Origin of the sequence: Psychrobacter sp. PG1 (assembly GCF_014897815.1) — a bacterium.
Taxonomy (GTDB): Bacteria; Pseudomonadota; Gammaproteobacteria; order Pseudomonadales; family Moraxellaceae; genus Psychrobacter.
In genome coordinates this window covers 1-24,304 of the sequence record NZ_JABUZG010000030.1, presented here as the reverse complement: position 1 = coordinate 24,304, position 24,304 = coordinate 1, and the positions used below count along the sequence as shown (strand labels likewise).

19 protein-coding genes are annotated in these 24,304 nt (G+C 43.1%); 14 read left to right on the top strand and 5 right to left on the bottom strand.

What is annotated here, in order from left to right:
- Positions 1–132: 132 nt before the first annotated feature.
- Positions 133–828 carry a lysophospholipid acyltransferase family protein gene (locus INT03_RS01400; protein ID WP_226950331.1) on the top strand — a complete coding sequence of 232 codons (696 nt, stop codon included), beginning with the start codon at positions 133–135 and terminating at the stop codon, positions 826–828.
- 118 nt (positions 829–946) lie between these two features.
- Here INT03_RS01400 and INT03_RS01395 read toward each other — a convergent pair whose 3' ends face one another.
- A complete protein-coding gene (locus tag INT03_RS01395) occupies positions 947–1,615 on the bottom strand; it encodes an SDR family NAD(P)-dependent oxidoreductase (RefSeq protein ID WP_193007273.1) in 669 nt (222 codons plus the stop codon).
- A 305-nt stretch (positions 1,616–1,920) separates the two neighbouring features.
- Here INT03_RS01395 and INT03_RS01390 point away from each other — a divergent pair, with 305 nt between their 5' ends.
- The gene (locus INT03_RS01390; RefSeq protein WP_193007272.1) at positions 1,921–3,336 is read left to right on the top strand and encodes a hypothetical protein; all 1,416 of its coding nucleotides are present in this window, start codon (positions 1,921–1,923) and stop codon (positions 3,334–3,336) included.
- 114 nt (positions 3,337–3,450) lie between these two features.
- On the opposite strand, the gene INT03_RS01385 is transcribed toward INT03_RS01390, so the two are convergent.
- Entirely contained in the window at positions 3,451–5,163 is a 1,713-nt protein-coding gene (locus tag INT03_RS01385) for a mechanosensitive ion channel (RefSeq protein ID WP_193007271.1), read from the bottom strand.
- Positions 5,164–5,624: 461 nt separating this feature from the next.
- Here INT03_RS01385 and INT03_RS01380 point away from each other — a divergent pair, with 461 nt between their 5' ends.
- Entirely contained in the window at positions 5,625–6,356 is a 732-nt protein-coding gene (locus INT03_RS01380) for an FKBP-type peptidyl-prolyl cis-trans isomerase (RefSeq protein ID WP_193007270.1), read from the top strand.
- A gap of 86 nt (positions 6,357–6,442) precedes the next feature.
- On the opposite strand, the gene argA is transcribed toward INT03_RS01380, so the two are convergent.
- Positions 6,443–7,765: an amino-acid N-acetyltransferase gene (argA, locus tag INT03_RS01375; protein ID WP_193007269.1), complete on the bottom strand. Its 1,323-nt coding sequence runs from the start codon at positions 7,763–7,765 to the stop codon at positions 6,443–6,445.
- A gap of 512 nt (positions 7,766–8,277) precedes the next feature.
- On the opposite strand from argA, the gene INT03_RS01370 reads away from it, so the two are divergent.
- Entirely contained in the window at positions 8,278–8,865 is a 588-nt protein-coding gene (locus tag INT03_RS01370) for a hypothetical protein (RefSeq protein WP_193007268.1), read from the top strand.
- 150 nt (positions 8,866–9,015) lie between these two features.
- On the opposite strand, the gene INT03_RS01365 is transcribed toward INT03_RS01370, so the two are convergent.
- The gene (locus tag INT03_RS01365; protein ID WP_193007267.1) at positions 9,016–9,975 is read right to left on the bottom strand and encodes a patatin-like phospholipase family protein; all 960 of its coding nucleotides are present in this window, start codon (positions 9,973–9,975) and stop codon (positions 9,016–9,018) included.
- Between the two features lie 329 nt (positions 9,976–10,304).
- On the opposite strand from INT03_RS01365, the gene recG reads away from it, so the two are divergent.
- The gene (gene recG, locus INT03_RS01360) at positions 10,305–12,671 is read left to right on the top strand and encodes an ATP-dependent DNA helicase RecG (protein ID WP_226950330.1); all 2,367 of its coding nucleotides are present in this window, start codon (positions 10,305–10,307) and stop codon (positions 12,669–12,671) included.
- Positions 12,672–12,799: 128 nt separating this feature from the next.
- Here recG and INT03_RS14980 read toward each other — a convergent pair whose 3' ends face one another.
- The gene (locus tag INT03_RS14980) at positions 12,800–12,928 is read right to left on the bottom strand and encodes a hypothetical protein (RefSeq protein ID WP_264298302.1); all 129 of its coding nucleotides are present in this window, start codon (positions 12,926–12,928) and stop codon (positions 12,800–12,802) included.
- Between the two features lie 497 nt (positions 12,929–13,425).
- On the opposite strand from INT03_RS14980, the gene INT03_RS01355 reads away from it, so the two are divergent.
- The 9 genes from INT03_RS01355 (at position 13,426) to INT03_RS01315 (ending at position 24,267) form a co-directional block, all read left to right on the top strand.
- Positions 13,426–14,754 (top strand): efflux RND transporter periplasmic adaptor subunit, encoded by a 1,329-nt coding sequence (locus tag INT03_RS01355; RefSeq protein WP_193007266.1) that lies wholly within the window; start codon positions 13,426–13,428, stop codon positions 14,752–14,754.
- Positions 14,751–17,852, top strand: a complete 3,102-nt coding sequence (locus INT03_RS01350; protein ID WP_193007265.1) for an efflux RND transporter permease subunit — start codon at positions 14,751–14,753, stop codon at positions 17,850–17,852. The genes INT03_RS01355 and INT03_RS01350 overlap by 4 nt, the downstream gene beginning before the upstream one ends.
- A gap of 187 nt (positions 17,853–18,039) precedes the next feature.
- Positions 18,040–18,654, top strand: a complete 615-nt coding sequence (locus INT03_RS01345) for a YceI family protein (protein ID WP_193007264.1) — start codon at positions 18,040–18,042, stop codon at positions 18,652–18,654.
- A gap of 369 nt (positions 18,655–19,023) precedes the next feature.
- Positions 19,024–20,061 (top strand): DUF1852 domain-containing protein, encoded by a 1,038-nt coding sequence (locus tag INT03_RS01340; protein WP_193007263.1) that lies wholly within the window; start codon positions 19,024–19,026, stop codon positions 20,059–20,061.
- 53 nt (positions 20,062–20,114) lie between these two features.
- Complete coding sequence (locus INT03_RS01335; RefSeq protein WP_193007262.1) at positions 20,115–21,161, top strand: methionine synthase; 1,047 nt, start codon at positions 20,115–20,117, stop codon at positions 21,159–21,161.
- Positions 21,162–21,297: 136 nt separating this feature from the next.
- Positions 21,298–21,798, top strand: coding sequence for a flavin reductase (locus INT03_RS01330; RefSeq protein ID WP_193007261.1), 501 nt, complete (start codon positions 21,298–21,300; stop codon positions 21,796–21,798).
- Between the two features lie 77 nt (positions 21,799–21,875).
- Positions 21,876–22,709, top strand: a complete 834-nt coding sequence (locus INT03_RS01325; protein ID WP_193007260.1) for a sulfite exporter TauE/SafE family protein — start codon at positions 21,876–21,878, stop codon at positions 22,707–22,709.
- Between the two features lie 155 nt (positions 22,710–22,864).
- Complete coding sequence (locus tag INT03_RS15105) at positions 22,865–23,041, top strand: LysE family translocator (protein WP_193007259.1); 177 nt, start codon at positions 22,865–22,867, stop codon at positions 23,039–23,041.
- Between the two features lie 281 nt (positions 23,042–23,322).
- Positions 23,323–24,267: an EamA family transporter gene (locus INT03_RS01315; RefSeq protein WP_193007258.1), complete on the top strand. Its 945-nt coding sequence runs from the start codon at positions 23,323–23,325 to the stop codon at positions 24,265–24,267.
- The last annotated feature ends 37 nt before the right edge of the window (positions 24,268–24,304 follow it).

The following is a 24,304-nucleotide window of genomic DNA, read 5'->3' as shown; positions in this document are numbered from 1 at the left end:
TCCGTCAATAGCTATATATTTATATAAGTTTATAAACCGGTAAGCTAGCAAGCAATAAAAGCCTATAAAATTCAATTTAGTTGTATAAGCTTAATGTTATTATGTAGGTATCTTTTATTATGTGGTGCCGTCATGACATCAAAGTTATTTAATCGCTCAAAAGCTGCTGCTTCTCAGTCTATAAACTCTAAAATATTGCCCAAGCTTAGTAGAAAGCAGCTGGGTAGTTTAGTCCCGAAACGCGGTAATAAAATTGCGCCAGTGATTGCCTCAGCTATGCTAAAAGCTGCGGGTTGGCGTACGGTTGGAGAGATTCCAAATATTTCACAAGCCGTGGTTTTAGCGCTGCCGCATACTTCGAATATTGATGGGGTTTATGCGATACCCAGTTTATTTGCCCTAGATTTGAAAATCAGTATTATGGGTAAGCATACGTTATTTAAAGTGCCCGTATTTGCTCAGCTATTAAGCTGGATAGGGGTGATTCCCATTGATCGTAGTGATAAAGGCTCAGTATTACAGGCCAGTATTGATAAGTTCAAAACCGGCAAGCCACTATTTTTGGGTTTAGCACCAGAAGGTACTCGTCAATATACTGAAACTTGGAAATCAGGCTTCTATTATTTAGCAGTGGGTGCTGGTGTACCTATTTTGCCAGTAGCGATGGATTACAAAACCAAAGAAATACGCTTTATGTCGTTGGTTTATCCTAGTGGTGATATCGAAGCGGATTTACCAAAAATTTATGCTCAGTATAAAGGGGTGATACCAAGACATCCTGAGCGCTTATCTCAACCATTACAAGATATCAATCATTCAGCTGAATAAAGTTTTAAATGAGTTATGAGTATCTGTATTATATTAAGACCCCCTGACTGATTAATGTCAGGGGGTCTTTTGTTTGTGAGGATGAACCTTAAGAATAACTAAAAAACTAAGCATTGAGTTAGCTGTTGAACGTACTCACCCCGCCATCAACAGGTAAATTCATACCAGTAATAATGGCAGCATCATCACTGGCTAAAAACATCACAGCGGCGGTTACATCAAACGGTGTCGCTGTCTTCCCTAGTGGAGAGTGGGTAATAAATGGATTTGGACTGATGTCTGTTGCCACCAATCCAGCAGATACGGCATTAATACGTACATTATTTGGTATATTCTCTAATGCCAGCTTCTTTGTAACATCAGTCAAATCCCTTTGCCTAGCTTTATAGGTCTCTATATTCCAGTCTGCTGATATCTCCGTTAGCGTTGATACATTAACGATATTGCCTTGTGTTTTTATCAGTTCTGGAATAACTGACTGATGAATGCCGACCGCAGTATCTATATTGACCATCACATCAATATGTTTATATTTATCGCGTACATGCTTTATTAATCTTGCCGTTTGGGTCAGATCATTAATATCACTGGTTACGGTAAGGTGGTTACCTGTATTGATCCATGTATGATCCTGTGGCAGATCCTCGTAGATGTATTCTAAAATATCGTTATTAATACCAACGATTATACAATTCGCCCCTTCTTGTGCAAATCTAAGCGCCGTTGCACGACCAATATCAGAATCTGCACCTGTTATAATGACAGTTTTCTCTTTAAAGCGTTTCATAACGTTCAATCCTTTTTATTATATGATGGTCATTAAATAATTTTAATAAATGTCTCTAAAAAATGTAATCAAAGGCAGCCCATAAGCGATAAGTTTGACTGCAAATCATGCTACTTTGCTATTATCATAACAACTCATTGCCCTGAAAGCGACTGCATTTAATAAGGCTTATTTTGTTAAGTTTTTCGTCGGTAGCCTGTCGTTATAGCAAAAACATTTGCGAATATTCAACATGCTCTAGTGTTATGCTCATCAATAGCAACTTACTATACAACGCGTCCATTCGATAATAAAAGGTTAACACTGTGTCTGACTCATCTATTACCCTATCTGATAATGATTGCCTTGTTAATGAGTTGACCTGCTATTTGCAGAAAGAGGCTGTAGATATTGCTTTGGCCAATATGCAGCATCTTGAGCATAAATATGACGCGTGTTACCGTGCTCAGCAATATCACTATCAATTGCCACTAGGTAACCTATCATTACTTGAGCTCATATTATATTTGCCTGCTAAAAGTAGTCTGGTCGATATTAAAGCTGCGCGTATGGCGGTAGTAAAGGCCGCGCTCATATGGCACAAGACATATCTTGCTCAGCATAAAAATAACGACAACATGAGCCATAATGTTTTAGTTTTTGATATTCAGCTCACGGATAAAGGTGAAGAAATCAATAAAATTAAGATAAATGACCAGCAACGACAACCCCTAAAAAGGCTCACTCATGGTTTTGGTGTCCGCTATTTTATGGAAGATTTGGTTGTGGATATGAGCGACAGTATGCAGCAGCTACAAGTTTTTAGCTGGCATGACTGGCAGGCGATATTAGCAAGCCTACAAGCACCATGCGAGTTATGGCGATTTTTGCATTATCGTTTAGGGCAATTACAGTATTCAGCCAGTAATCATGTCATTAGCTTTGAATCAGAAGCAGATCTAGTCATTCAGTTTTTACATCGTCCTACTTTATTTACGGACGCTATCGCAGTAGATAATGCACTCATCAAGTACGAGGTGCAAGATGAGCCCAATCCTGCATTAGTCGCTATGACGCTTGCCTACAAAAACAAAAGCACGACTGCGCAGATGTATCATCAGCATATGGCGCAAGCGGCAGCTCTGTGGTCGCAGCTAAGCATCCAAATGATAGAGATGCTCGATGAAGAAGTACTAGACAATACTGATAAAGAGACGCTAGGAACAAAACGCTGTTATTGGCAACAGCAGCTATTGGACGAGTCTTTATTTTCGCGCCATGAGCTGGTTCGAACTCTATATAGACATCCTAAACAAGCACATGGTCTGCAAAAAGAAGGTTATGTCGTCCATCAGCACTCTTATGAGAGCTTGGGACGGCATTATGTATTAATATTTTATGGGCAAGATGTTGAGAGCCAGCACAGTAAACAGGCTATTCAGCCAAACTTAGCAAAGATTGCACAGGATGTTGCGAGCCGCCTGCCAATAACCGAGCTGCATCATGTGATTGTATTGGGCATTGATTTTATTGACGAGTCTAATGACACCTTTATTGATATCGATTTATGGATTCAACCTGTTGATCCGATGACCCAGCGTGAACGGCAGCTGACCAAGCAATTACAGCGCTTAAACCAACAGCATAAAAAGCAAACGACAATTAACTTATCAGCAAGTAAAAATGAGCCAATGCGAATGCAATTAAATTTGAATATACCTGCACGGAAGACCAAGTCCTGAATATGATTTTACAGCGATGTTTTGTAGCGAGTCTTTCATAGAAACTAAATTTACGCCATAAAAAAAGACAGCCTAGGCTGTCTTTTTTATTCAAAATATATCGTTAACGATGACTTATTTTAAGTCATTATTATCAATATCAGTAAAGCCTTTATTACTTGGCGCTAGATTTGAACCAGTGTCGATATCGTCATCACTTGTTTCAACATGAGTGATATCTACATGACCCGTACTAAGATTGTTGGTATCGACAGTGCTAGTAGGGAAGTCACTAGTCATTGTACCTGAAGCAGCAGGAGTGTTCTCTCGAACTGAGTCAGCAACTTTTTCTTGTGTACTTGAGCTAGTATGAAGAGCAGATTTCGCTTTAGCTTCTTCACGTTCTTTGTCCATTTTATCCTGCATTTTACGTAGGAAACGGGCAGCGGCTTCTTGACCACCAAGACCAAATGAAAGGGCAAAGGCTACTGCTACGGCACCTAGTGTTAGACCAAAGGCTAGGTTAACGATAGAATCAGCAATACCCATCGCTTTTAGACCCATGGCAAGTACTAAACCCATGATTAGTACACGGACGATGTTTGCTAAGAATTGTGAGCCTTGCTCAGAACGCTCAACGACACCTGCAATGATATTGGCAAGCCAGAAGCCAATAAATAGGATAATTGCGCCCAAGATAATGTTGGCACCAAACGCAATAAACATGGCGATAATGGCTGAGATAGGCTCAAAACCTAGTAAGTCAGCGGCGGCAATTGAGGCAAATAACATTGCAAAGAAGATAATAGCATAACCAACAAGGTCAGAGACTCTCCTGTCGCCCATCGTTTCTTGTAAACCAACTTTCGCAGGCAATTGGTTAATCTCAGTGTTTTCGATCAACCCTTTGATGATATTGGCAACCATACGTACCACATAGAAGGTCACGACTAAAATCGCAACCGCCATAAAAATATTTGGCAATGCTTCCATGATTTTGTTCAGCATGTTTGTCGCAGGACGAGCAATCACTTCAATTTTTAATGCATTTAATGCAGCAATAATAGTTGGAATGATCACTACTAAAAATGCCAATGAACCAGCGATATTAGGTAAGCTATTTTTTTCGCTTAAACCTGCTTTTGTAGCCAATTCTTGAACATTAAAAGTAGAAACAAGATTAGTCACAATGCCGCGCACCACTTTGGCAATGATATAACCGACGACAAAGACGACACCTGCAATGAGGATGTTAGGGATAAAGCTAAAGATTTTATCAACCATATTCGTCAATGGAGCAAATAAACCATCAAGCTCTAATTTACCCAATACCATCGTCAAAACAACCAACAAGATGAACCAATAAACCATATCGGCAATCGTGCTACTCATCGGTTTTACACCTGCCTGAGCACTTAAACGCTCATCCATTGACGTTTTCGCCAATGCCGCGTTGATAGCTGTGCGTGCAACAGTAGCCAAGACCCAACCAATAATACCCACAGCGATAGCGCCGATAAGATTAGGGATAAATGCTAGGACTTGATTGACCATATTTGCAAACGGTGTCGAGATTGAGTTCAAATTCAATTGATTCAGCGCCCCAGAAATCGCGATGATAAAGATGAACCAAAATACAATCTTAGAGATAATACCTTCTAAATCGTAGGTCTTACCCGTTGAAGAGTTCATGCGTTGGTTCAGATTGACTCTAGATAATACATTACGAACCAGTGCCGCGATACCCAGTGCCACTAGCCAACCAATAATAAATATTAAAATAGCACCAATAATAGAGCCGATCGGTCCACCAAGATAACCGTTAAAAGATGTGTACATTGGATTCATCTTATCCTCCTTTAATCATCATACGAAAGCCACTCAACAATATCATCAGTACAGCTATTGTTGAGCGAAACCAATACATAGATGGTTATAATTAATAGTATTTTTAAAGTAAGTTATGCGGTGATATTATAATTTTTGAGTAGGTAACCTTATCAAAGAACGTTGGTTTCCCTCGTGTTAATTACCTTACTGCCAATGTTAATCATCCATGATAAAGACGTACACTCGGTTACTTATCACCTTAACTCATTTAGCTTAGCTGATGTATTAGTGGATTTAAAGATAGAAAGCTTAACGTGTTACTGTATTTGTGTGATAACTTGTTATTATGATGAGAAATATTAACATAGACTGTACATTCGCCCGATAATTTGACGGCAAACATGGTTCCTAAAACTAAGATTTGTTATTATAGGAACATGTGACATCTCGCCACTATCCTTACAATTTGAGAGTACTTTATGAAAAAAATCACTACTTTAAGCGTTGGTGCACTTGCTAGTGCTATGTTGTTGGTAACAGGCTGTAGCACAAATAACGGTAACCAAGAGACAGCTGCTCAAAGCGTTTCAATCACCGAGCAAAGCTCAGCAAATGAAAAAGTAGGTTATAGCTTGGGTTATATGATGGCTGAAGGTAATAAAGAAGCGGTCGGCGATCTGAATCTTGATACCTTTGAAAAAGGCTTCCGTGATGGTTATGAAGGTAATGAATCAGCACTGACCCAAGAGCAAATGCAGGAAGTATTGACGACTTACCAACAAGAGCAAGAAGAAAAGTTCGTTAAAGACATGGAAACAAAAGCTGAAGAAAACAAAACCAAAGGCGCTGCATTCTTAGCAGAAAATGCTAAAAAAGAAGGCGTCAAACAAACGGCTTCTGGCTTACAGTACAAAGTCATCACAGCAGGTACGGGTAAGTCACCAAAAGCGACTGACGTGGTTGAAGTAAACTACGAAGGTAAGTTAATCGATGGTACGGTATTTGACAGTTCTTATGAGCGCGGTGAGCCAATTGAGTTCCCATTGAACCAAGTCATCGCTGGCTGGACAGAAGGTCTACAGTTGATGAAAGAGGGTGGCAAATACGAGTTTTATATCCCATCAGATATTGCTTATGGCGAAGCGGGTAACGCAGGTATCGAGCCTAACAGCACGCTTATTTTTACGGTTGAGCTATTAAAAGTAAAATAAGCTTAGTTAAAAGTGTTAAAAAATAAAGTCATAAAAAAGCCCTCATAATATTTATGAGGGCTTTTTTATGACTAGAGTTTGAGAGTCTAAAGAGTCTTTTGAAAGACTTTAGAATTACGACCATTATGGTACTTTTCTTGGCGCGATTCAGGTAGTGCGCTGGCCTCGACTTCGGCAAAGCCTTGCTCGACAAACCAGTGTGCCGTCCGTGTCGTTAACACAAATAACTTATGGAGACCATGACTGCGTGCTTGCTGCTCTAAAAATGCCAGTAAGTCCGCACCGCGACTACCGCTACGATAATCGGGATGTACGGCGACGCAGGCAACTTCTGCTGATTCTGCATCCAATGGATATAGCGCCGCGCAGCCCAAAATCATACCATCACGCTCGATGACACTATAGTTGTCAATCTCTTGCTCTAAGCGTTCACGTGAGCGGCTGACTAATATGCCTTGCTCTTCTAGCGGTGATAATAGCTCAATCAGTCCGACCACATCGTCAATATTGGCACGACGAATCTCTTCGTAAGGGTCATGGCTGATAAGAGTACCAGAGCCATCGCGAGTGAATAACTCTTCTAATAAGGCACCGTCTTTGGCGTACGAGATGATGTGGGTGCGATGGACGCCTTGGCGGCAAGCCAAACTGGCACAATTTAAGAAATAATTGATCTCGCAATTTAAGTCACGATCACGTAAGAAGCGATCGACTTCATTAGGAATCATCTCTCTTAGTAAGCGATCATCATCATTAATCCCTGCTTCTTCGCCTAAGAAAATAAGTTTATCCGCACCAAGTGCTACGGCTGCACTGAGCGCCACGTCTTCAGCTAGCAAATTAAAGACTTCACCAGTCGCTGAATAACCCATCGAGCCTAAAATCACAATATGGTCGTGTAGCAGGTTGTTTTTGATGGCTTCAACATCGATAGAACGCACTTCGCCAGTCATTTGGTAGTCGATACCATCACGAATACCGTAAGGACGTGCGGTCACAAAATTGCCTGAAATGGCATCGATGCGTGAGCCATACATAGGTGAGTTGGCCAGTCCCATTGACAGCTGCGCTTCGAGTTGCAGGCGAATAGCGCCTACCGCTTGTAAAATAGCAGGCATCGCCACGCGCGGTGTAATTCGAATATCTTGATGCAGTGGGGAAGTAATGTCAGCATCTTTCAAGTTCTTTTCGATTTGCGGTCGCGCTCCATGTACTAATACCAGCTTGATACCTAAGCTATGTAATAAAGCAAAATCATGAATCAGAGTGCTGAAATTTGGATGATTGACCGCCTCACCACCAAACATAATCACGAACGTTTTGCCGCGATGGGTATTGATGTAAGGGGCAGAGTTACGGAACCAATGGACGTATTCAGGGTTGATTTGGGGCATGGCGCTAGTAGTCATAATAAGGGCAATAGTAGTGAGAATAAGAAAAGGGGCGTAGCAAAAAATGCCTATCGCTAAAGAATTACCATAGCAAAAAACGCCGTTATGAGCTATCTTTTATTTCAGTAGTGTCAATCAATTTTTATCGCTGATGAACTATATACACAACCGCAACACGGGGTTAGTGTACCTACAAACACTTTTTGCTATGCTAAACGCTATTGCTTTACAGGCAATGAACGAAGATAATCAATAAAAATAAAGCACTTTATACGCTAAGTTGACCAGCTATGACAATATGGACGCAAGCAGTGCTTGTCATCAGTGGTCACTATAATCAGGTGATCGATACTAAGTATTAGGTATGTCAATACTATAACAATCGACTATTTATAATTAGTCATGTTTCTTATAATTAGCCATGCTTCATTTAAATTGTGCTACCTGTAAACGATTAAACATACCTCACAAGTTATTCAAGTTTTACCAGCTGCGTTTTACCGACATATTAATCAGGGATAATGAAAATCATGAAAAAAAGTAACCAATTTGCTAGCCCATTTAGTGCCTGGAGCGGGCATCGCTTATTTCACGTTGTGGCTGGCACGCTCATCGGTGCGATGGTAGTGACGCAAGCCTCGGCAATGCTACCAACGCCAGAACAAGCCGTTGATAGTTCCGCAGCTGTACAGGCCAATGCCACTAAAAGCAGCAACTCAAGTGCACAGGCCGTCAATAGTAAAATTACCGCGTCATTGATTAGCGTTGATGCAAACGGTCAAGAGGTTTTGGCTCCGGTGAATGCTAGTACGCGCCTACAATCAGGTAATGTTTTGGAGTACCAAGGTTATTTTACCAATACCAATGCAGATCGCGTCCGAAAAATGACCGTGACGATGAGTATCCCTGAGCAGGTAGAGTTATTGCGTACAGTATCACCTGAATTTCCATACGGCAGTGCAGACGGCAATACTTTTGCCCGTATGCCATTACGTGGAAAAGTGGATAACCAACTGCAAGAAATTCCATTAAAATATTATAAAGCGGTACGCTGGGATCTAGAGGGTGTTGGTCTTAATGACACCGTAGTGGTTAAATACCGTGCACGTGTGAAATAAGCCAGTCATTTAGTATTAAGTATTTTATCAGGGTGATTTATTTAATACTGGCTTAATATTCGTTTAATCATAAAAAGCATCACGGCTCGTTGCTGTGGTGCTTTTTTGTGGGTTGTTAATAAGAAATTTTGGTACGCCGTTGCAAGGCGCTTAAAGCGTCGCGTATTTCTGGTTAGATTTTTCTTTGATTAATTGCTTGATGGCAGCCATTTGTACGGTAGTGGCTTGCGAGCCTGCAGCTATGAGAGCACGGCGCTGGCTGGTATCTAGTGAGCTGATATGACTGACCGCAGGCGTAATCAGCACATCAGCACGATCTCGTTCACGCTGCATCGATGAGGCACGATTGGCGCTTGGCGGGGCTACGACATTACTCTCTAAAAATCCCCAAAAATTGCTTAATCCGTTGAGGTTTAATTTTTTATCAAGTGTAGACACACCGCTAGTATTATTAATACCAGTATCTGTCACATCAACGGCAATAACAATATCAGCGCCTAAATCACGGGCACTATCGACAGGTACTAGACTGACCACGCCACCATCGATATATTTTTTACCGACCTTTTCGGGGATACGCGGTGCAATAAAAATATTTGGTACGCTACAGGATGCCTGAACGGCAAGCCCCGCATCACCAGTGGTAAAAATGGCTTTTTTCAAAGTATGCTTCTCCGCCGCGACTGCTGCAAAGCGGATGGGGAAATCCTCTATTGATCGTCCATCGACTTTATCGTTGATAAAGTTCTTGAGTTTGATACCCTCGATGACACCTTGATTGGATAACACAAAATCTGTCAATTCGCTATCTGTAGTGGTCAGTGCCAGTTGCTCAAGTTGTAATGGTGTGTAGCCGCTGGCATATAGGCCACCAACCAAGCTGCCGACGCTGGTGCCAACAATGAGCGTTGGTTTGATACCATTTGCTTCTAGTGCTTTAATCACCCCAACATGGGCGAAGCCTTTGGCACCGCCGCCGCCCAATACTAACGCCACATTAAGTGGCGCTATTTCAGGTGCTTCAGGTAACGGCTGCGCTGGCGTTAGAGCGCTACAAGCGCTGATAGATAATCCAAGTACGGCAATTAAGCTGGTGCATAGCACTCTCATACTATGTCGCACTCTTAGACTATGAAGAGGTTGTCGGTACTGGGCAGGAGGGAACATAAAAACACCTTATAAAATGACCATAATACGGAAAATAAAACATCAGTTATTGATATGATACAAATGAGCCGTTTGACTTTCAGGCTTTTTGACGCAGTATTACTAAATAGCTGAGCATAAGCAATTGTATTGTCAGCTATAATGAAATGAGTCGGTGTTTTGATGTGTCCTGTTGATGACAGCTGTTTTATAAAAAATATCATCATCTACGGTATATTGAAAATACTTGAATGAGTATATGAAAACTAAAAATAATATCGTTAGGATCTTTGATGTCAGTATCAGTGAACGCTTCTTTAACCAGCCCAACAGACCATATAAGGTCTGAGCTGCCACTCTCAGCGCTAGATATGCCAGTGACGGCACTGGCGGGTGTGGGATTAAAAGTCGCAGAACAGTTGGCGCAATTGAATATTAAACGAATATTTGATTTATTGCTGCATTTGCCACGTGATTATGAAGATCGTAGCCGATTGCTGTCCATAGCAGAGGTGGGGCACGGGCAGTCTGCGTTAATTACTGGGCGTGTGGTGCACGTCGATACCAAGCGCAGCGGTATGACGGTCGTGGTAGATGATGATACGGGCACCATATCGCTACGGTTTTTTAAGGTTTATCGTGGCCTTGCACAAACCATGAGCTTAGGGACGCAGCTGCAATTATTTGGCGAAGTAAAGGTGAGTCGTTATGGTAAGCAAATCCACCATCCTGAATATCAAATTATCAGTAGTAATGAGACGGTAGTAAATACCGGTTTGCAGCCCATTTATCCAAGTGTTAAAGGTTTGCATCAAAATAAGCTGCGTACCTTAATTAAGCTGGCATTACAGACGGTTCGCAGTGAAGGCTTACCAATGACGCTGTTTACTCCTACAGACTTTGCAGTCGTGGCTGACTTACCATTAGCACCTTTTGAACCAGCTAAAATACCGATAACAGAGGCAGAGTATCCAGAAGATATATTCTCGACACTGGCGCGTAGTGTGCCAGATAATACGACTGGTCATAGCGTTAGTAGTGTCAATAAAGCCAATGTCTATGATGCCAATAATAATACAAACAGTGATATCCATACAGTCGCTAATAGAACAGTTAATAACAACGTCTATAATCTGACGATATTTGAGGCCTTAGTATTACTGCATACACCGCCGACTTATACCGACGCAGGACGACAATATCAGCTACTCACCCAGTTAAGTGCCCGTACTCATGCAGCATGTCAGCGTTTAATTATTGAAGAATTAACCGCCCATCAACTCAGCTTGTTATATCGTCGTCAGCAATTACATCAGCATAAATCGCCCAAATGTGCCACGCAAAGTCCATTGGCTGATAAGCTATTTTCCGCATTGCCGTTTGATTTAACGGGTGCCCAGCAACGAGTCATGAAAGATATTACGGCTGATATGGCGACTTCAATTCCGATGCTACGGTTGGTGCAGGGCGATGTTGGCGCGGGCAAGACTCTGGTCGCAGCGGGTGCAGCGGGTTATGCGCTAGATAGTGGTTGGCAAGTGGCTGTTATGGCACCCACAGAAATTTTAGCAGAGCAGCATTTGGTCAATTTTAAACAATGGTTTGAACCGTTAGGTATCGGTGTCGGCTGGCTCGCTGGTAAACAAACGGCGAAGCAGCGCCGCGAAGCGTTGGAAGCAGTCGCAGAAAATACGGTGCAAATCGTGGTCGGTACTCATGCACTGTTTCAAGAGCAGGTGCAGTTTGCCAAATTGGGACTGGTCATTATCGATGAACAGCATCGCTTCGGTGTTGAGCAGCGTATGGCACTGACCAATAAAGGGGTGGCGAATAGCACGCCGCATCAGCTGATTATGACTGCCACCCCGATTCCGCGCACGCTGGCAATGAGCGTTTACGGTGATATGGATACCTCGATTATCGATGAATTGCCACCGGGGCGTACGCCAATTACTACGGTGACCATTGACCGTAATCGACGCGATGAAGTCATTGAGCGGATTGCGATTAATTGTGAAGCGGGTAGGCAAGCATACTGGGTTTGCTCGTTGGTCGAAGCGTCTAGTGTGCTCGATGCGCAGGCGGCAGAAGCGACTTATGAGGATTTAAATGAGCGCTTGAATATTCGCATTGGTCTTGTCCATGGCAAGATGAAATCCGTTGATAAACAAGCCATCATGCAAGCATTTAAAGCTGGTGATTTGGATTTGTTGATTGCCACAACGGTCATTGAAGTCGGTGTCGATGTCCCTAATGCGTCGTTAATGGTCATCGAAAATGCCGAACGATTAGGTCTATCGCAATTACATCAGCTGCGCGGGCGAGTCGGGCGTGGCTCAACCAAAAGCTATTGCGTACTGTTATACCAAAAGCCATTATCAGAGACAGGTACAGAGCGCCTAAATGTCCTGCGTGATAGCACTGACGGTTTTGTTATTGCGCAAAAAGATTTGGAACTGCGTGGTCCCGGTGAGTTATTAGGCAAACGTCAAACGGGTAACGTCGGTTATTATTTGGCTGATCTGATACGTGACGAGCAGCTGTTTGCCATTGCTCAGCGTTTAGCCAAACATTTAATTGCAGATCCTACGCGCAAGGCAGATGTCAGCCAACTGATTCACCGCTGGATGCCTGAGGCGAGTCGTTATACTAATGCCTAGGGCGTGTCCTCAATTCAATCGACTATCCTCTAAATGGGCTAAAAATGGCTAAATTAATATCAAAAAAGAGGACAGCCAACGCTATCCTCTTCTATTCTTTGACGTAGAGCCATCATTTCGAAACAAAGCTATTTGGCTTTTTTCGACTTTTTCAATGACTTCTTAAGCTCTTTGAGATCTTTCTTTTTTTGCTTAATTTTTGCTTTGGTATCTTTAATTTCTTGCTTAAGCTTCTTTACGTCTGATTTATTAGCCATGATGGATTCCTTTATTAGTAGAGTTATCTTAATAATGACAAATTACCCCATAAATACAAGTCTAAACTGTAGGGCGTATGTATCATTAATTTTTACGAGTGATTGTTCCAACTATAATGGTCGCATCTTAATGCATTCAATATGACAGCATATTTTTTCATTGGCTGAATAAGTTTTAAGCAAGGGATTTTGGTGAAGAAGACTTATGCAATGAACTGGGAATGAGCTAGGAATAGGCTGTCTTTTGTCTTTACTTATCGTTCACTTTATAATCTTTGCTACTAATAATCTTTATTAAGTTCAATGTCTTACTACGTCTTGATTATTATATCTTGATTACTATCAACAATTGACTATGTAGATACTTAACATAATTGACCCAATGACGAGATAGTCTACAATGATAAAAGACTATTTTGATAAGCTCTGCCTGTATCATTTTGTTTCCCTTATACTTTTTACGGCGTTAGTACCGTGCTTATTTATAGAGACCGACTATGAGTGATTTTGAACACCCTAATAATAAGCAAGCACCGACTAGCGAGCAAGAAACCAACATTGAGCCACCTCAACCATCTGAGCTACCACCGTATCGCCAGTCTGATAATTTGTCTAAAAAAACCGCTTCAAAACTACCATTATGGTTGTTACCCGTATTGGCAGCCGTGCTTATCATTGGTGTGCTACTTGGAAAGTATTGGGACGGTAGTGATAAAGCCGCGACCGATGAATCACCAGCTTCTAGTCGTACTTCAAGTGATGGTGCCACTGCAAGCGCTACGAGCACTGAGCAGGCGGTATTATCAGTAGAAACGGTCAGCCCAAGCCAAGATGATATTGGTAACACACTCAGTGCTGATGGCACCATTGATGCCAAAGATACGGCGAATGTCAGTGCTAAAGTCAATGGCGTGGCTATCGAGCGTATAGTGGTTGAAGAAGGTGATCGCGTCAAAGCGGGTCAAGTATTGGCGATATTTGACACCGATGCTATGGAGCAGCAAGTCTTGCAAGCAGAGGCAGATGTTGCCGAAGCAGAAGCGACGCTTGCCAATGCCAGCGCTGATGCTGCCCGTGTATTGCCACTGCTTGATATTGATGCGATTAGCAAACAAGAAGCCGATCGCTATCGCACTGCAAAGCTTCAAGCACAGGCTGCGCTACAAGCCTCCAAAGCGCGTCTGAGCACTCAGCGCTTGAGTGTAGATAATGCAACAGTGGTCGCACCAGTCAGCGGTGTCATCAGCGAGAAAATGGCGGAGGTCGGTATGGTTGCTGGTGGCGAGCCATTATTTACTATCATTAAAGGTGGTATTTTGGAATGGCGTGCAGATATTGATCCCAAGCTCGTCGGTGAAGTCAGTGTCGGGACGCCAGTACGGGTGAGCTTACCAGATGGTGATACGGTAATGGGGAAAGTGAGCCGCATAGCACCAACGGCGGACAACAACCGGCAGATTACCATCTATGCGAGCTTGGCAGCCAATGCAAAAGTACGGGCAGGTATGTATCAAACGGGTGAGTTCCTATTAGGCAGTGCCAGTACGCAAACGGTACCCAATAGCGCTATCGTCAGCAACGATGGCTATGATTATGTGATGCTAGTAACCAATGTGACGACTCAAGATGGTCAGACCATGGGTCGTATCAAGCAACAACGAGTGACATTGGGCGAGCGACTTGGCGAAAATGTGGCAGTGCTAGAGCCATTGCCTAGTGACAGTCAAATTGTCAAACAAGGCGGCAGCTTTTTAAATGATGGAGATTTGGTGCGTATCGTTGATGGTGTTAGCCAAGCGAGTACAGCAGCGCAGGCACAACCATGAGTTTAAATGTTTCTGCTTACTCGATAAAAAATCCTTTAGTTGCCATTTTGCTATTCATACTACTGACGTTAGGCGGTATTTATGGCTTTATGAAAATGAAGGTGCAGCAGTTTCCTGATATTGACTTACCTGCAGTCGTGGTCACGGTGACTTTACCGGGTGCCGCGCCATCACAGCTCGAAAACGACATCGCAAAAAAGATAGAAAACAAGCTCACCAGTATTGAGGGCATCAAGCATATTCGCACCACGTTACAAACGGGTGCTGCCACCATGGTCACAGAGTTTGTGTTAGAAAAGGATATTCAAGAAGCGGTCGATGATGTGCGCTCGGCAGTAGGCGAGGTACGCGGCGATTTGCCTGCCGCTGCCAATGACCCTATTATTACTAAAGTTTCAACCGCAGGATTCCCCGTTGTCACTTATTCTGTGGCTGCTGAAAACATGAATGTGGAAGACTTGTCTTGGTTCGTTGATGATACGGTCACCAAGCGTCTTTCTGATATACCGGGTGTCAGTACGGTTAGCCGTATTGGTGGTTTGCAGCGTGAGATTACCGTCGCAGCTGACCCGATTACCTTGAGTGGTCTTAAGCTTTCTATCACACAACTATCCAATCAAATCACAGGTATTCAGCAGGACAGCTCTGGTGGTGAAGCAGAAGTGGGCAAAACCACCCAGACGATTCGTGTCCTTGGTGCGGTGGAGCGGGCAAGTGAGCTCAATGATTTACAAGTGGCAATCCCAGCAGGCGGTACGCAAGCGCTTGGACGTATGGCACAAATCACAGATGGCGCGGCTGACCCAAGCTCTATTGCTAAGCTTGACGGGCAAACAGTGGTGGCATTTAACATCACCCGCTCGCGTGGTGCCAGTGAAGTCGAGGTCATGGAGCTGGTTGATGCAGAGCTTGCCAAGCTGTCAGCCGATGTAGGTAATATCACTATTGAAAAGGTCTATGATCGGGCAACGCCGATTGCTGAAGATTATCAAGCTTCTTTACGGATGCTGATCGAAGGTGGTCTGTTAGCAGTCGTCGTCGTATTCTTATTTTTGCGCAATATTCGGGCGACTATAGTTGCTGCTGTCGCCTTGCCATTATCAGTGATTCCTACCTTTTTAGGTATGTACTTATTTGGCTTTAGCCTCAATATTATATCTTTGTTGGCATTGTCGTTAGTGATCGGTGTATTGGTTGATGATGCGATCGTCGAGGTCGAAAACATCATACGGCATTTACGCATGGGCAAGACACCGTATGAAGCGGCGATGGAAGCGGCTGACGAGATTGGCTTGGCAGTAGTCGCGACCACCTTTACTTTGATTGCCGTGTTTTTACCCACCGCCTTTATGGGCGGTATCGTTGGACAGTTTTTCCGTCAGTTTGGTTGGACAGCTGCATTATCGATTTTTGCGTCTTTGATGGTCGCGCGTCTTATCACACCGATGATGGCAGCGTATATATTGCGACCAGAGAAAAAACACGTTGAGAAGCAAAGCGCGCTGATGGGTTGGTATCTCAAAATAGTGGCATGGACACTGCATCATCGCTGGCTGACGATGGGTGCAACTTTAGTGTTATTCGTGGCGTCACTGATGCTTGTCAAATTACTACCAACATCGTTTATTCCTGATAATGACATTGACCAAACTCGTGTGGCGATTGAGTTGACACCTGATGTTGCGCTGGAAGACACAGAGCGCGTTGCTGCGCTGGCAAGTGAACGTATTTTAGCAATGCCTGAAGTCACCAATATTTTTACCTCAGTCGGTGAGGCTCAGGCTAGCATGGACTCAAACTCTAGTGGTGGCAAAGCCGAAAATATAGCAGGTCTAGACATCGTGCTAGCACCACGTGCAGAGCGCGGCTCTAAGCAAGAGATTGAACGTCAAATAAGTAGTTTGTTGGCAGAAGTGCCAGGTGCGCGCTTTACCGTCGGTTTGTCGAGTGGTGGAGAGAGTGGTTATAACTTCTCTATGACCAGTACCAATCCGCAATTGCTTGAACAAACCGCTCAGCAAATCATGTCAGAGATTCGAGGGCTGCCCAGTGCTGGCTCTGTGACCAGTGACCGCAGTTTGCCGCGTCAAGAGTTAACGGTGACGCCAGACAGACTGGCGATGGCGGATAAAGGTGTGACCACGCAAGACATCGCTACGACGTTACGAGTGGCGACGGTGGGTGACTATGAGCAGCGTTTATCCAAGCTCAATTTGGATACGCGGCAGATTCCTATCGTCATTCGTCTACCAGATGTTGCCAAGCAAAATGTCAGCCAATTAGAAGGTCTATATGTACCGAGCTCGTTACCAGCAGGACAGGGTGTACGTGTGGGTGAAGTGGCGTCATTAGACTTTGGCACTGGGCCTGCGCAGATTAGCAGGCTCGATCGAGAACGCGCCATCAGTATCACGGTGCAACCTGCGAGTGGCGAGCTTGGAGACTTGGTACAAGCGGTTAAATCAGTACCTGCCATGCAACAACTACCGCCTTCCATTACCATTATTGACCAAGGTCAAGCAGAAAACATGGCTGAGCTATTCAGCGGCTTTGTGATTGCGATGTCGGTCGGTGTGGTTTGTATTTTAGGCGTACTTATTCTATTGTTTGGGCGTATATTGCAGCCTTTCACCATTTTGATGGCATTGCCTTTATCGATAGGCGGCGCTTTTGTAGGCTTGGTTATTACCAATAGCAGTCTTTCTATGCCATCGATGATCGGCTTTATTATGCTAATGGGTATTGCCACCAAAAACTCTATCTTATTGGTCGATTATGCACTGATTGCACAGCGTCGAGGTTTGGCGCGTTTTGAGGCTATTATCGATGCTTGCCGCAAGCGGGCGCGTCCTATTATTATGACCACCATTGCGATGGGCGCGGGGATGTTGCCCTTAGTCTTCGGTTGGGGTGATGCCGATCCAACCTTCCGTCGTCCGATGGCCGCTGCGGTATTGGGTGGTCTGGTGACTTCGACGTTATTAAGCCTTGTGGTGATTCCAGTGGTTTATACTTTGATGGATGATTTGTCAGGATGGTTTGCTAAATGGCTCGTACCTAGTGGCAAAGAGCAGACAACAACAGATGGTAAAGTATAATTTAACGGATTTATTTGATCATACCTATGACATAGCGTTAGCAGTGATAATGCTATGTCTAAAATAGACGAGCCTATATTTATTGATTAAGTATGGGCTTGTTGTCATTATATAAGAGAGCAATCACAAGAGCACAGTCACAAAGGATGTGATAGCTCTATCATTTATACAGCAAAGGAATGTTACTATGAATCAAATGTCCCTTTCGACAGTCATACTGTCCTCGCGGAAGCCGCTACTAGCCTTGAGCATAAGCATATTAGGTATCGCCAGCAGTCAGGCGAGGACTTACGATATTGATCCCACCCATACCAATGTACGCTTTGCTATTGACCATTTTAATACCTCTACCAACACAGGTGGCTTTTATAATATCACTGGGCAGCTAGATTATGATCCAGCGGCTAAGACCGGTAATATCTCGTTAGTAATTCCTCTGAATAGCCTAAATACAGGCAATACAGCATTTGATATCACACTAAAAAGCGCAGATTTTTTTGATATTGAGCAGTTTCCACTGGCGCAATTTGAGTCTACCAAATGGTATTTTACGACTGATGGTAGTGGCTCAAATGTCAGCAAAGTCGATGGTATGTTGACACTACATGGCAAGACTAATCCCATTACGCTAACGGCCAGCAAGTTCAATTGCTACCTAAACCCAATATTGAAAAAGCCAGTTTGCGGTGGGGATTTCACAACGACCATTGATCGAACGAAATGGGGCATCAGCAAATATACATTATTGGGTATTACTGAAAAAGTTCAGCTAAATATTCAGATTGAAGCTGCAAAGCGCTAACACAATCAATAGAAAGTAATTTTCTATTTATATTATCAAAAAAAAGGCTGAGACTTAGAAAATAAGTCTCGGCTTTTTTAATGAGAGAACCCTTAGATTCGTTAGTTTATCGAAATTTTCTTTATGCTTTCTTTAGCGTAGCTCATTTTTCTACAGGCTTATTTTTTGCTCAATGATCCTATCGAGTAAGTCGTAAAGTCTCCGCTATCCAATCTCATGTCATACCATAAATTCATTAACATGAATTATATTCATCTTATATTTAAATAGTATCGTTTTTATTCATGTAATAGTTTGGGTATGATTCACCTCATACACAAATTTGGTTTTATCTCAAATAATGAGAGTAGATTAGGGTAGCGGATTATCATGAGTAAAGAATTTAGTTGTGCAATTAAACGCATTCGTTTTGATGAAAACTATCATCCTGCAAATAGCACGCGTCTCACGACGAACTTTGCGAATTTGGCGCGTGGCGAGCATCGTCAAGAGAACTTAAGCAAAACGTTAAGAATGATCAATAATCGTTTTAATGCCTTGGCACAGTGGGATAATCCCACCGCAGATCGTTATTCTGTTGAGGTTGATATTATTTCTGTCGACATGGATGTTGCAGGAAATGGCGATACTTTCCCTATCATCGAGATGCTGCAAACAACGATTGTGGATCATAAAGAAAACACCCGTATTGACGGTATGATTGGTAATAGTTTCTCATCTTATGTGCGCGATTATGACTTTAGCGTCGTCTTATTAGACCATTTCGATAAACATCCATCATCTGCGCCGCCAGTAGATTTCGGTGACTTACACGGCAAGCTGTTTCAGTATTTATTGAATTCAGACGCTTACCAAGCTAATTTCACTAAAAATCCTGTGATTTGCTTGAGTGTTTCCACCAGTAAAACCTATCAACGTACGACCAATCAGCACCCTGTATTGGGCGTTGAATACAAACAAGATGGCTGCTCTTTGAACAAAGGGTCACTAACCGATGAGTACTTTTCCAAAATGGGCTTAACCGTTCGCTACTTTATGCCTACGGGTAGTGCTGCGCCATTAGCATTTTATTTTGCGGGTGACTTGCTGAGCGATTACGCCGATCTTGAGCTGATCAGTGCGATTAGTACCATGGAGACGTTTCAAAAAATCTACCGACCTGAAATTTATAATGCCAATTCGGCAGCGGGTCAAGTGTATCAACCCAGCTTGAAGTACCAAGATTATTCCCTAACGCAAATCGTCTATGATCGCGCAGAGCGTAGTCAGATGGCAGTGACACAAGGTAAGTTCACCGAAGAGCAGTTCATCAAGCCATACCAAACCATTCTTAATGAGTGGGCAGCAAGCTATGATGTAAATGAGCACGTGGCAGAAGCATGTGCGAATAAAGAATACGCTGCCTAAACACGCTCAATCTGGCTGAAATGAGAATACAAATTAATAAGAAGATGAATCGTATGACAATATTATTACCGACACAAAAGTTATTACCGACGTCTACAGCCGGCAGTTTACCGAAACCTTCTTGGCTTGCAGAACCTGAAAAAATCTGGTCACCATGGGCATTAGAAGGTGAGCAACTGCTTGAAGCCAAACAAGACGCACTACGTTTGACATTGCAAGAACAGGTACATGCAGGCATTGATATTGTCAGTGATGGCGAGCAAACTCGTCAGCACTTTGTGACCACCTTTATTGAACATCTGGATGGTGTCGATTTTGAGAAACGCGAGACCGTGCGCATTCGTAATCGTTATGATGCCAGTGTGCCGTCAGTCGTTGGCGCGGTAAGCCGTCAAAAACCTGTATTTATTGATGATGCTAAGTTTTTACGTGCCCAAACCGATCAGCCAATCAAATGGGCACTGCCTGGTCCGATGACCATGATTGATACCTTATATGATGGTCATTATAAAAGCCGTGAAAAATTGGCTTGGGAATTTGCTAAAATCCTCAATCAAGAAGCGAGAGAGTTAGAAGCGGCTGGCGTGGATATCATCCAGTTCGATGAGCCTGCCTTCAATGTGTTCTTTGATGACGTCAACGACTGGGGTATTGCTACGTTAGAGCGTGCCATTGAAGGTCTAAAGTGTGAAACGGCGGTGCATATCTGCTACGGTTATGGCATCAAAGCCAATACCGATTGGAAAAAGACACTGGGTTCAGAGTGGCGTCAATATGAGCAAGCCTTTCCTAAGTTGCAACAGTCGAATATTGATATTGTCTCTTTAGAATGTCAAAACTCACATGTACCGATGGATTTGATAGAATTGATCCGCGGTAAAAAAGTGATGATTGGTGCCATTGACGTGGCAACCAATACCATTGAAACCCCTGAAGAAGTGGCCAATACGCTACGAAAAGCCTTGCAGTTCGTCGATGCGGATAAGTTGTATCCTTCAACCAACTGCGGCATGGCACCACTATCGCGCCAAGTGGCACGAGGTAAGCTGCAAGCATTAAGTGCTGGCGCGGCAATCGTGCGTCAAGAACTGACCGCTTAGGGTTCATTGAATAAACTGATACAAAATTTAGCTTTTATAGGTTGGGTTTTTAACCCCGTCTATACTAGCTTGTTTAAACTCATGAGTGACCTCAGTTATCAATGAACTTAAAGATTTAAAATTTAGGAGTTAAGTCATGATTGAAGCCACCGATTTTAGAGATGGTATGTCTTTGTTAACAACAGCGGTCAATGTTATTACTACAGAAGGCAGCGCTGGTACTCATGGATTTACCGCATCTGCGGTGTGTAGCGTCACCGATACACCGCCAACCTTGCTGGTTTGCATGAATCAGACATCTCGCTCACATGCCCATTTTATTGAAAATAAAACGTTAAGTGTCAATGTTTTAGGCGCACAGCACGAATCAATATCTAACGCTTTTGCCTCCAAATTGAGTTCACAAGAGCGATTTGAATACGGCTCTTGGTCACCGCTCAAAACAGGCGCTCCCGTTTTAGAAGATGCGTTGGTCAGCTTTGATTGTGAGATTGAGGACATTCAGCAAGTGGGCACGCATAGTGTTTTCATGTGCCGAGTGGTCGCCATTAGACAAAGTGAGCAAGAGGAGAGTTTGGTGTATTTTAATCGTGCTTATTCTCGGATTGGTCAAGTGGATCAAGCAGAAATCGCCTAAGTTGGTTTTTTAACTGATTGATTGTCATTGAACTAAAATAACCATCGTACTAACTCTACATAAGAAGTAAATATCTCGTGGAATTAATCATCTTTCTAATCATAGGTGCGCTAGCAGGATTCGCTGCGGGGCTATTTGGTGTGGGCGGTGGCACAATTATCGTGCCATTATTATTCATCGTCTTTACGCAAATGGGTTACAGCCCTGACAATATCATGCATTTAGCATTAGGAACGTCATTGGCGACCATCATTGTCACCTCGATCAGCTCGCTCATGGCACACAATAAAAAAGGCGCAGTCATGTGGCCTGTCTTCAAAAATCTGGCACCAGGCTTAGCGATTGGTTGCTTTTTAGGGGCAGGGATTGCAGGGCAGATATCTGGGCTGTATCTTCAACTCATTGTTGGGGTGTTTTTACTGTGGGTCGCCTACAAGATGTTTTTCGGTGGCAAAAAACAGGTTGTTAATCATGCTACCAATTCTAGTAGTGCCGATGATGCTAATACACAACTGCCTTCGAAACCTAAGCAGCTCGCAGCAGGTGGGGTTATCGGTATCGCTTCTGCCATTTTCGGTATTGGCGGCGGTAGCTTAACCGTGCCTTATCTCACGCGTTATGGTGTAGTCATGCAAAAAGCCGTTGGCACCTCAGCAGCTTGTGGTCTGCCGATTGCTATTGCTGGGGCATTAGGTTTCATGTTTTTTGGGATGCAGCAACGAATTGATGTGCCTAACACCATTGGCTTTGTGCATATTTATGCCTTTTTAGGGATCAGCATCATGAGCTTTTTTACCGCCAAGCTAGGCGCGAAAGTTGCTCATATACTATCACCAGAGCTTTTAAAGAAGTGCTTTTCGGTGTTATTAACGGTTGTGGGGTGTTATTTTCTTTATAAGGGGTTGGTTTAAGTATTTATATTGGCGCGTTTACACTGCAACGTTTAGATCGTTCAAAAGTTTATTTTGAGTGGTTCTCTTATATCAATCTACTTTAAGTGGTCTATTAATGGGTCTAAAGTGTGAAATATCTGGTTCCCTCGGGGTATACTCTTTCGTTTTTCAAAATGACCTTTGGAAAAAGAAAATCATTTGTCCTAAAGTCTGATAGCAACTTAGAGGTTAGTAGCACAAGTGCTGGTAGGTTATTCAAAGAAGGTTTGCTAACCTCTCTTTCTAACCCAAAATCTATCTTATTTTTTATGGCTGTATTTCCGCAATTTATCGATACTGAACAAGCCTAGTTTTCTCAATTTCTGATTTTAGCTTCAGCTTTTTGCCTCTTGGTCTTACTAATCCATTTTTGCTACGCAGAAGCATTTGCTTTAGCCAGTCGATATCTATGGAAAGCTCAAGATAATCTATAGTTAATTACAAAAATAGGCGGTGCAATATTAATGCTCATTGCCGTTCTATTGTGTGTAAGTGTGGTGCTCGCTCTCTAAAAGCATCCTATGGTTAATACGAGATTGTCATAAAATTTTTTTAAATATAATAATCAGCCATAACTTCCTAGGCCAACTACATGACTCCTATATACACTGCATTGGCTGTACTTGTTACTTTTATTTGGGGTGTGAACTTTACCTTTATTGCATGGGGACTTGAAAGCTTTCCACCGCTAATGCTCACCGCCCTGCGTTTTTTCTTTACCGCTGTGCCACTGGTTTTTTTTCTAAAACCGCCCAAATTTAACCGTACATTATTTATCTATGCTATCGGTACGTTTGTCATGCAGTATGCTTTTGTATTTACTGCCATGCACTTAGGGGCATCAGCAGGATTGACGGCACTATTGCTACAAATTCAAATTTTTATTACCGTATTGTTGGCGTATTTTATACTGGGTGAGGCAGTGAGTCGCATGCAAATCATCGGTATGCTGGTCGGTGTGCTAGGGCTTAGCGTCATCGCGTTGAACCTTGGTGGTGATATGCCTCTGGCTGGGTTTGTCTGTATCTTGATTGCGGCCATAGGCTGGAGCTTTGGTAACATTGCTTCAAAACAGGCGTCAACACAAGCGACGCAGCAAGGATCAGACGGGGCTATTATTTCGTCTAATACTGGAAGGAATAAGGCATCCGCGTTGTCTGCTCTCACTCTCGTGGTTTGGGGTGGTCTGATCGCTTGCGTGATTTTAACTCTATCTTCTCTCATATTTGAGACCGAGGCATGGCAGCTGGCGACGTTTACCGAGGCATCGCTTAAGTCTTGGTTATCACTTGGGTTTATCGTGTATGTCTCAACGCTGATAGGCTTTGGACTGTGGGCGCATCTGCTTAGTCAAAATACGGCTTCTAAGGTTATGCCGTTTGCTCTATTGGTGCCAGTATTCGGTATGACAACCTCAGTGCTGCTTACAGGAGAGGTCGTGACATGGTGGAAGATGCTGGCAATGATATTGATATTGTCGGGGTTGGTGCTAGCGAATATAAAAATGAAACTGGGAATAAAGCGCCAGCCAATATGATATTAACTGTTCTTATTCCTATAACAGCGCTTACGGT

What these genes read in the sequence shown, in the direction of transcription:
- INT03_RS01400 (WP_226950331.1), top strand. Translation starts at nt 133, where the DNA reads ATGACATCAAAGTTATTTAATCGCTCAAAAGCTGCTGCTTCTCAGTCT.
- INT03_RS01395 (WP_193007273.1), bottom strand. Translation starts at nt 1,615, where the DNA reads ATGAAACGCTTTAAAGAGAAAACTGTCATTATAACAGGTGCAGATTCT.
- INT03_RS01385 (WP_193007271.1), bottom strand. Translation starts at nt 5,163, where the DNA reads ATGAATCCAATGTACACATCTTTTAACGGTTATCTTGGTGGACCGATC.
- INT03_RS01380 (WP_193007270.1), top strand. Translation starts at nt 5,625, where the DNA reads ATGAAAAAAATCACTACTTTAAGCGTTGGTGCACTTGCTAGTGCTATG.
- argA (WP_193007269.1), bottom strand. Translation starts at nt 7,765, where the DNA reads ATGACTACTAGCGCCATGCCCCAAATCAACCCTGAATACGTCCATTGG.
- INT03_RS01370 (WP_193007268.1), top strand. Translation starts at nt 8,278, where the DNA reads ATGAAAAAAAGTAACCAATTTGCTAGCCCATTTAGTGCCTGGAGCGGG.
- INT03_RS01365 (WP_193007267.1), bottom strand. Translation starts at nt 9,975, where the DNA reads ATGAGAGTGCTATGCACCAGCTTAATTGCCGTACTTGGATTATCTATC.
- recG (WP_226950330.1), top strand. Translation starts at nt 10,305, where the DNA reads ATGTCAGTATCAGTGAACGCTTCTTTAACCAGCCCAACAGACCATATA.
- INT03_RS14980 (WP_264298302.1), bottom strand. Translation starts at nt 12,928, where the DNA reads ATGGCTAATAAATCAGACGTAAAGAAGCTTAAGCAAGAAATTAAAGAT.
- INT03_RS01355 (WP_193007266.1), top strand. Translation starts at nt 13,426, where the DNA reads ATGAGTGATTTTGAACACCCTAATAATAAGCAAGCACCGACTAGCGAG.
- INT03_RS01350 (WP_193007265.1), top strand. Translation starts at nt 14,751, where the DNA reads ATGAGTTTAAATGTTTCTGCTTACTCGATAAAAAATCCTTTAGTTGCC.
- INT03_RS01345 (WP_193007264.1), top strand. Translation starts at nt 18,040, where the DNA reads ATGAATCAAATGTCCCTTTCGACAGTCATACTGTCCTCGCGGAAGCCG.
- INT03_RS01340 (WP_193007263.1), top strand. Translation starts at nt 19,024, where the DNA reads ATGAGTAAAGAATTTAGTTGTGCAATTAAACGCATTCGTTTTGATGAA.
- INT03_RS01335 (WP_193007262.1), top strand. Translation starts at nt 20,115, where the DNA reads ATGACAATATTATTACCGACACAAAAGTTATTACCGACGTCTACAGCC.
- INT03_RS01330 (WP_193007261.1), top strand. Translation starts at nt 21,298, where the DNA reads ATGATTGAAGCCACCGATTTTAGAGATGGTATGTCTTTGTTAACAACA.
- INT03_RS15105 (WP_193007259.1), top strand. Translation starts at nt 22,865, where the DNA reads ATGACCTTTGGAAAAAGAAAATCATTTGTCCTAAAGTCTGATAGCAAC.
- INT03_RS01315 (WP_193007258.1), top strand. Translation starts at nt 23,323, where the DNA reads ATGACTCCTATATACACTGCATTGGCTGTACTTGTTACTTTTATTTGG.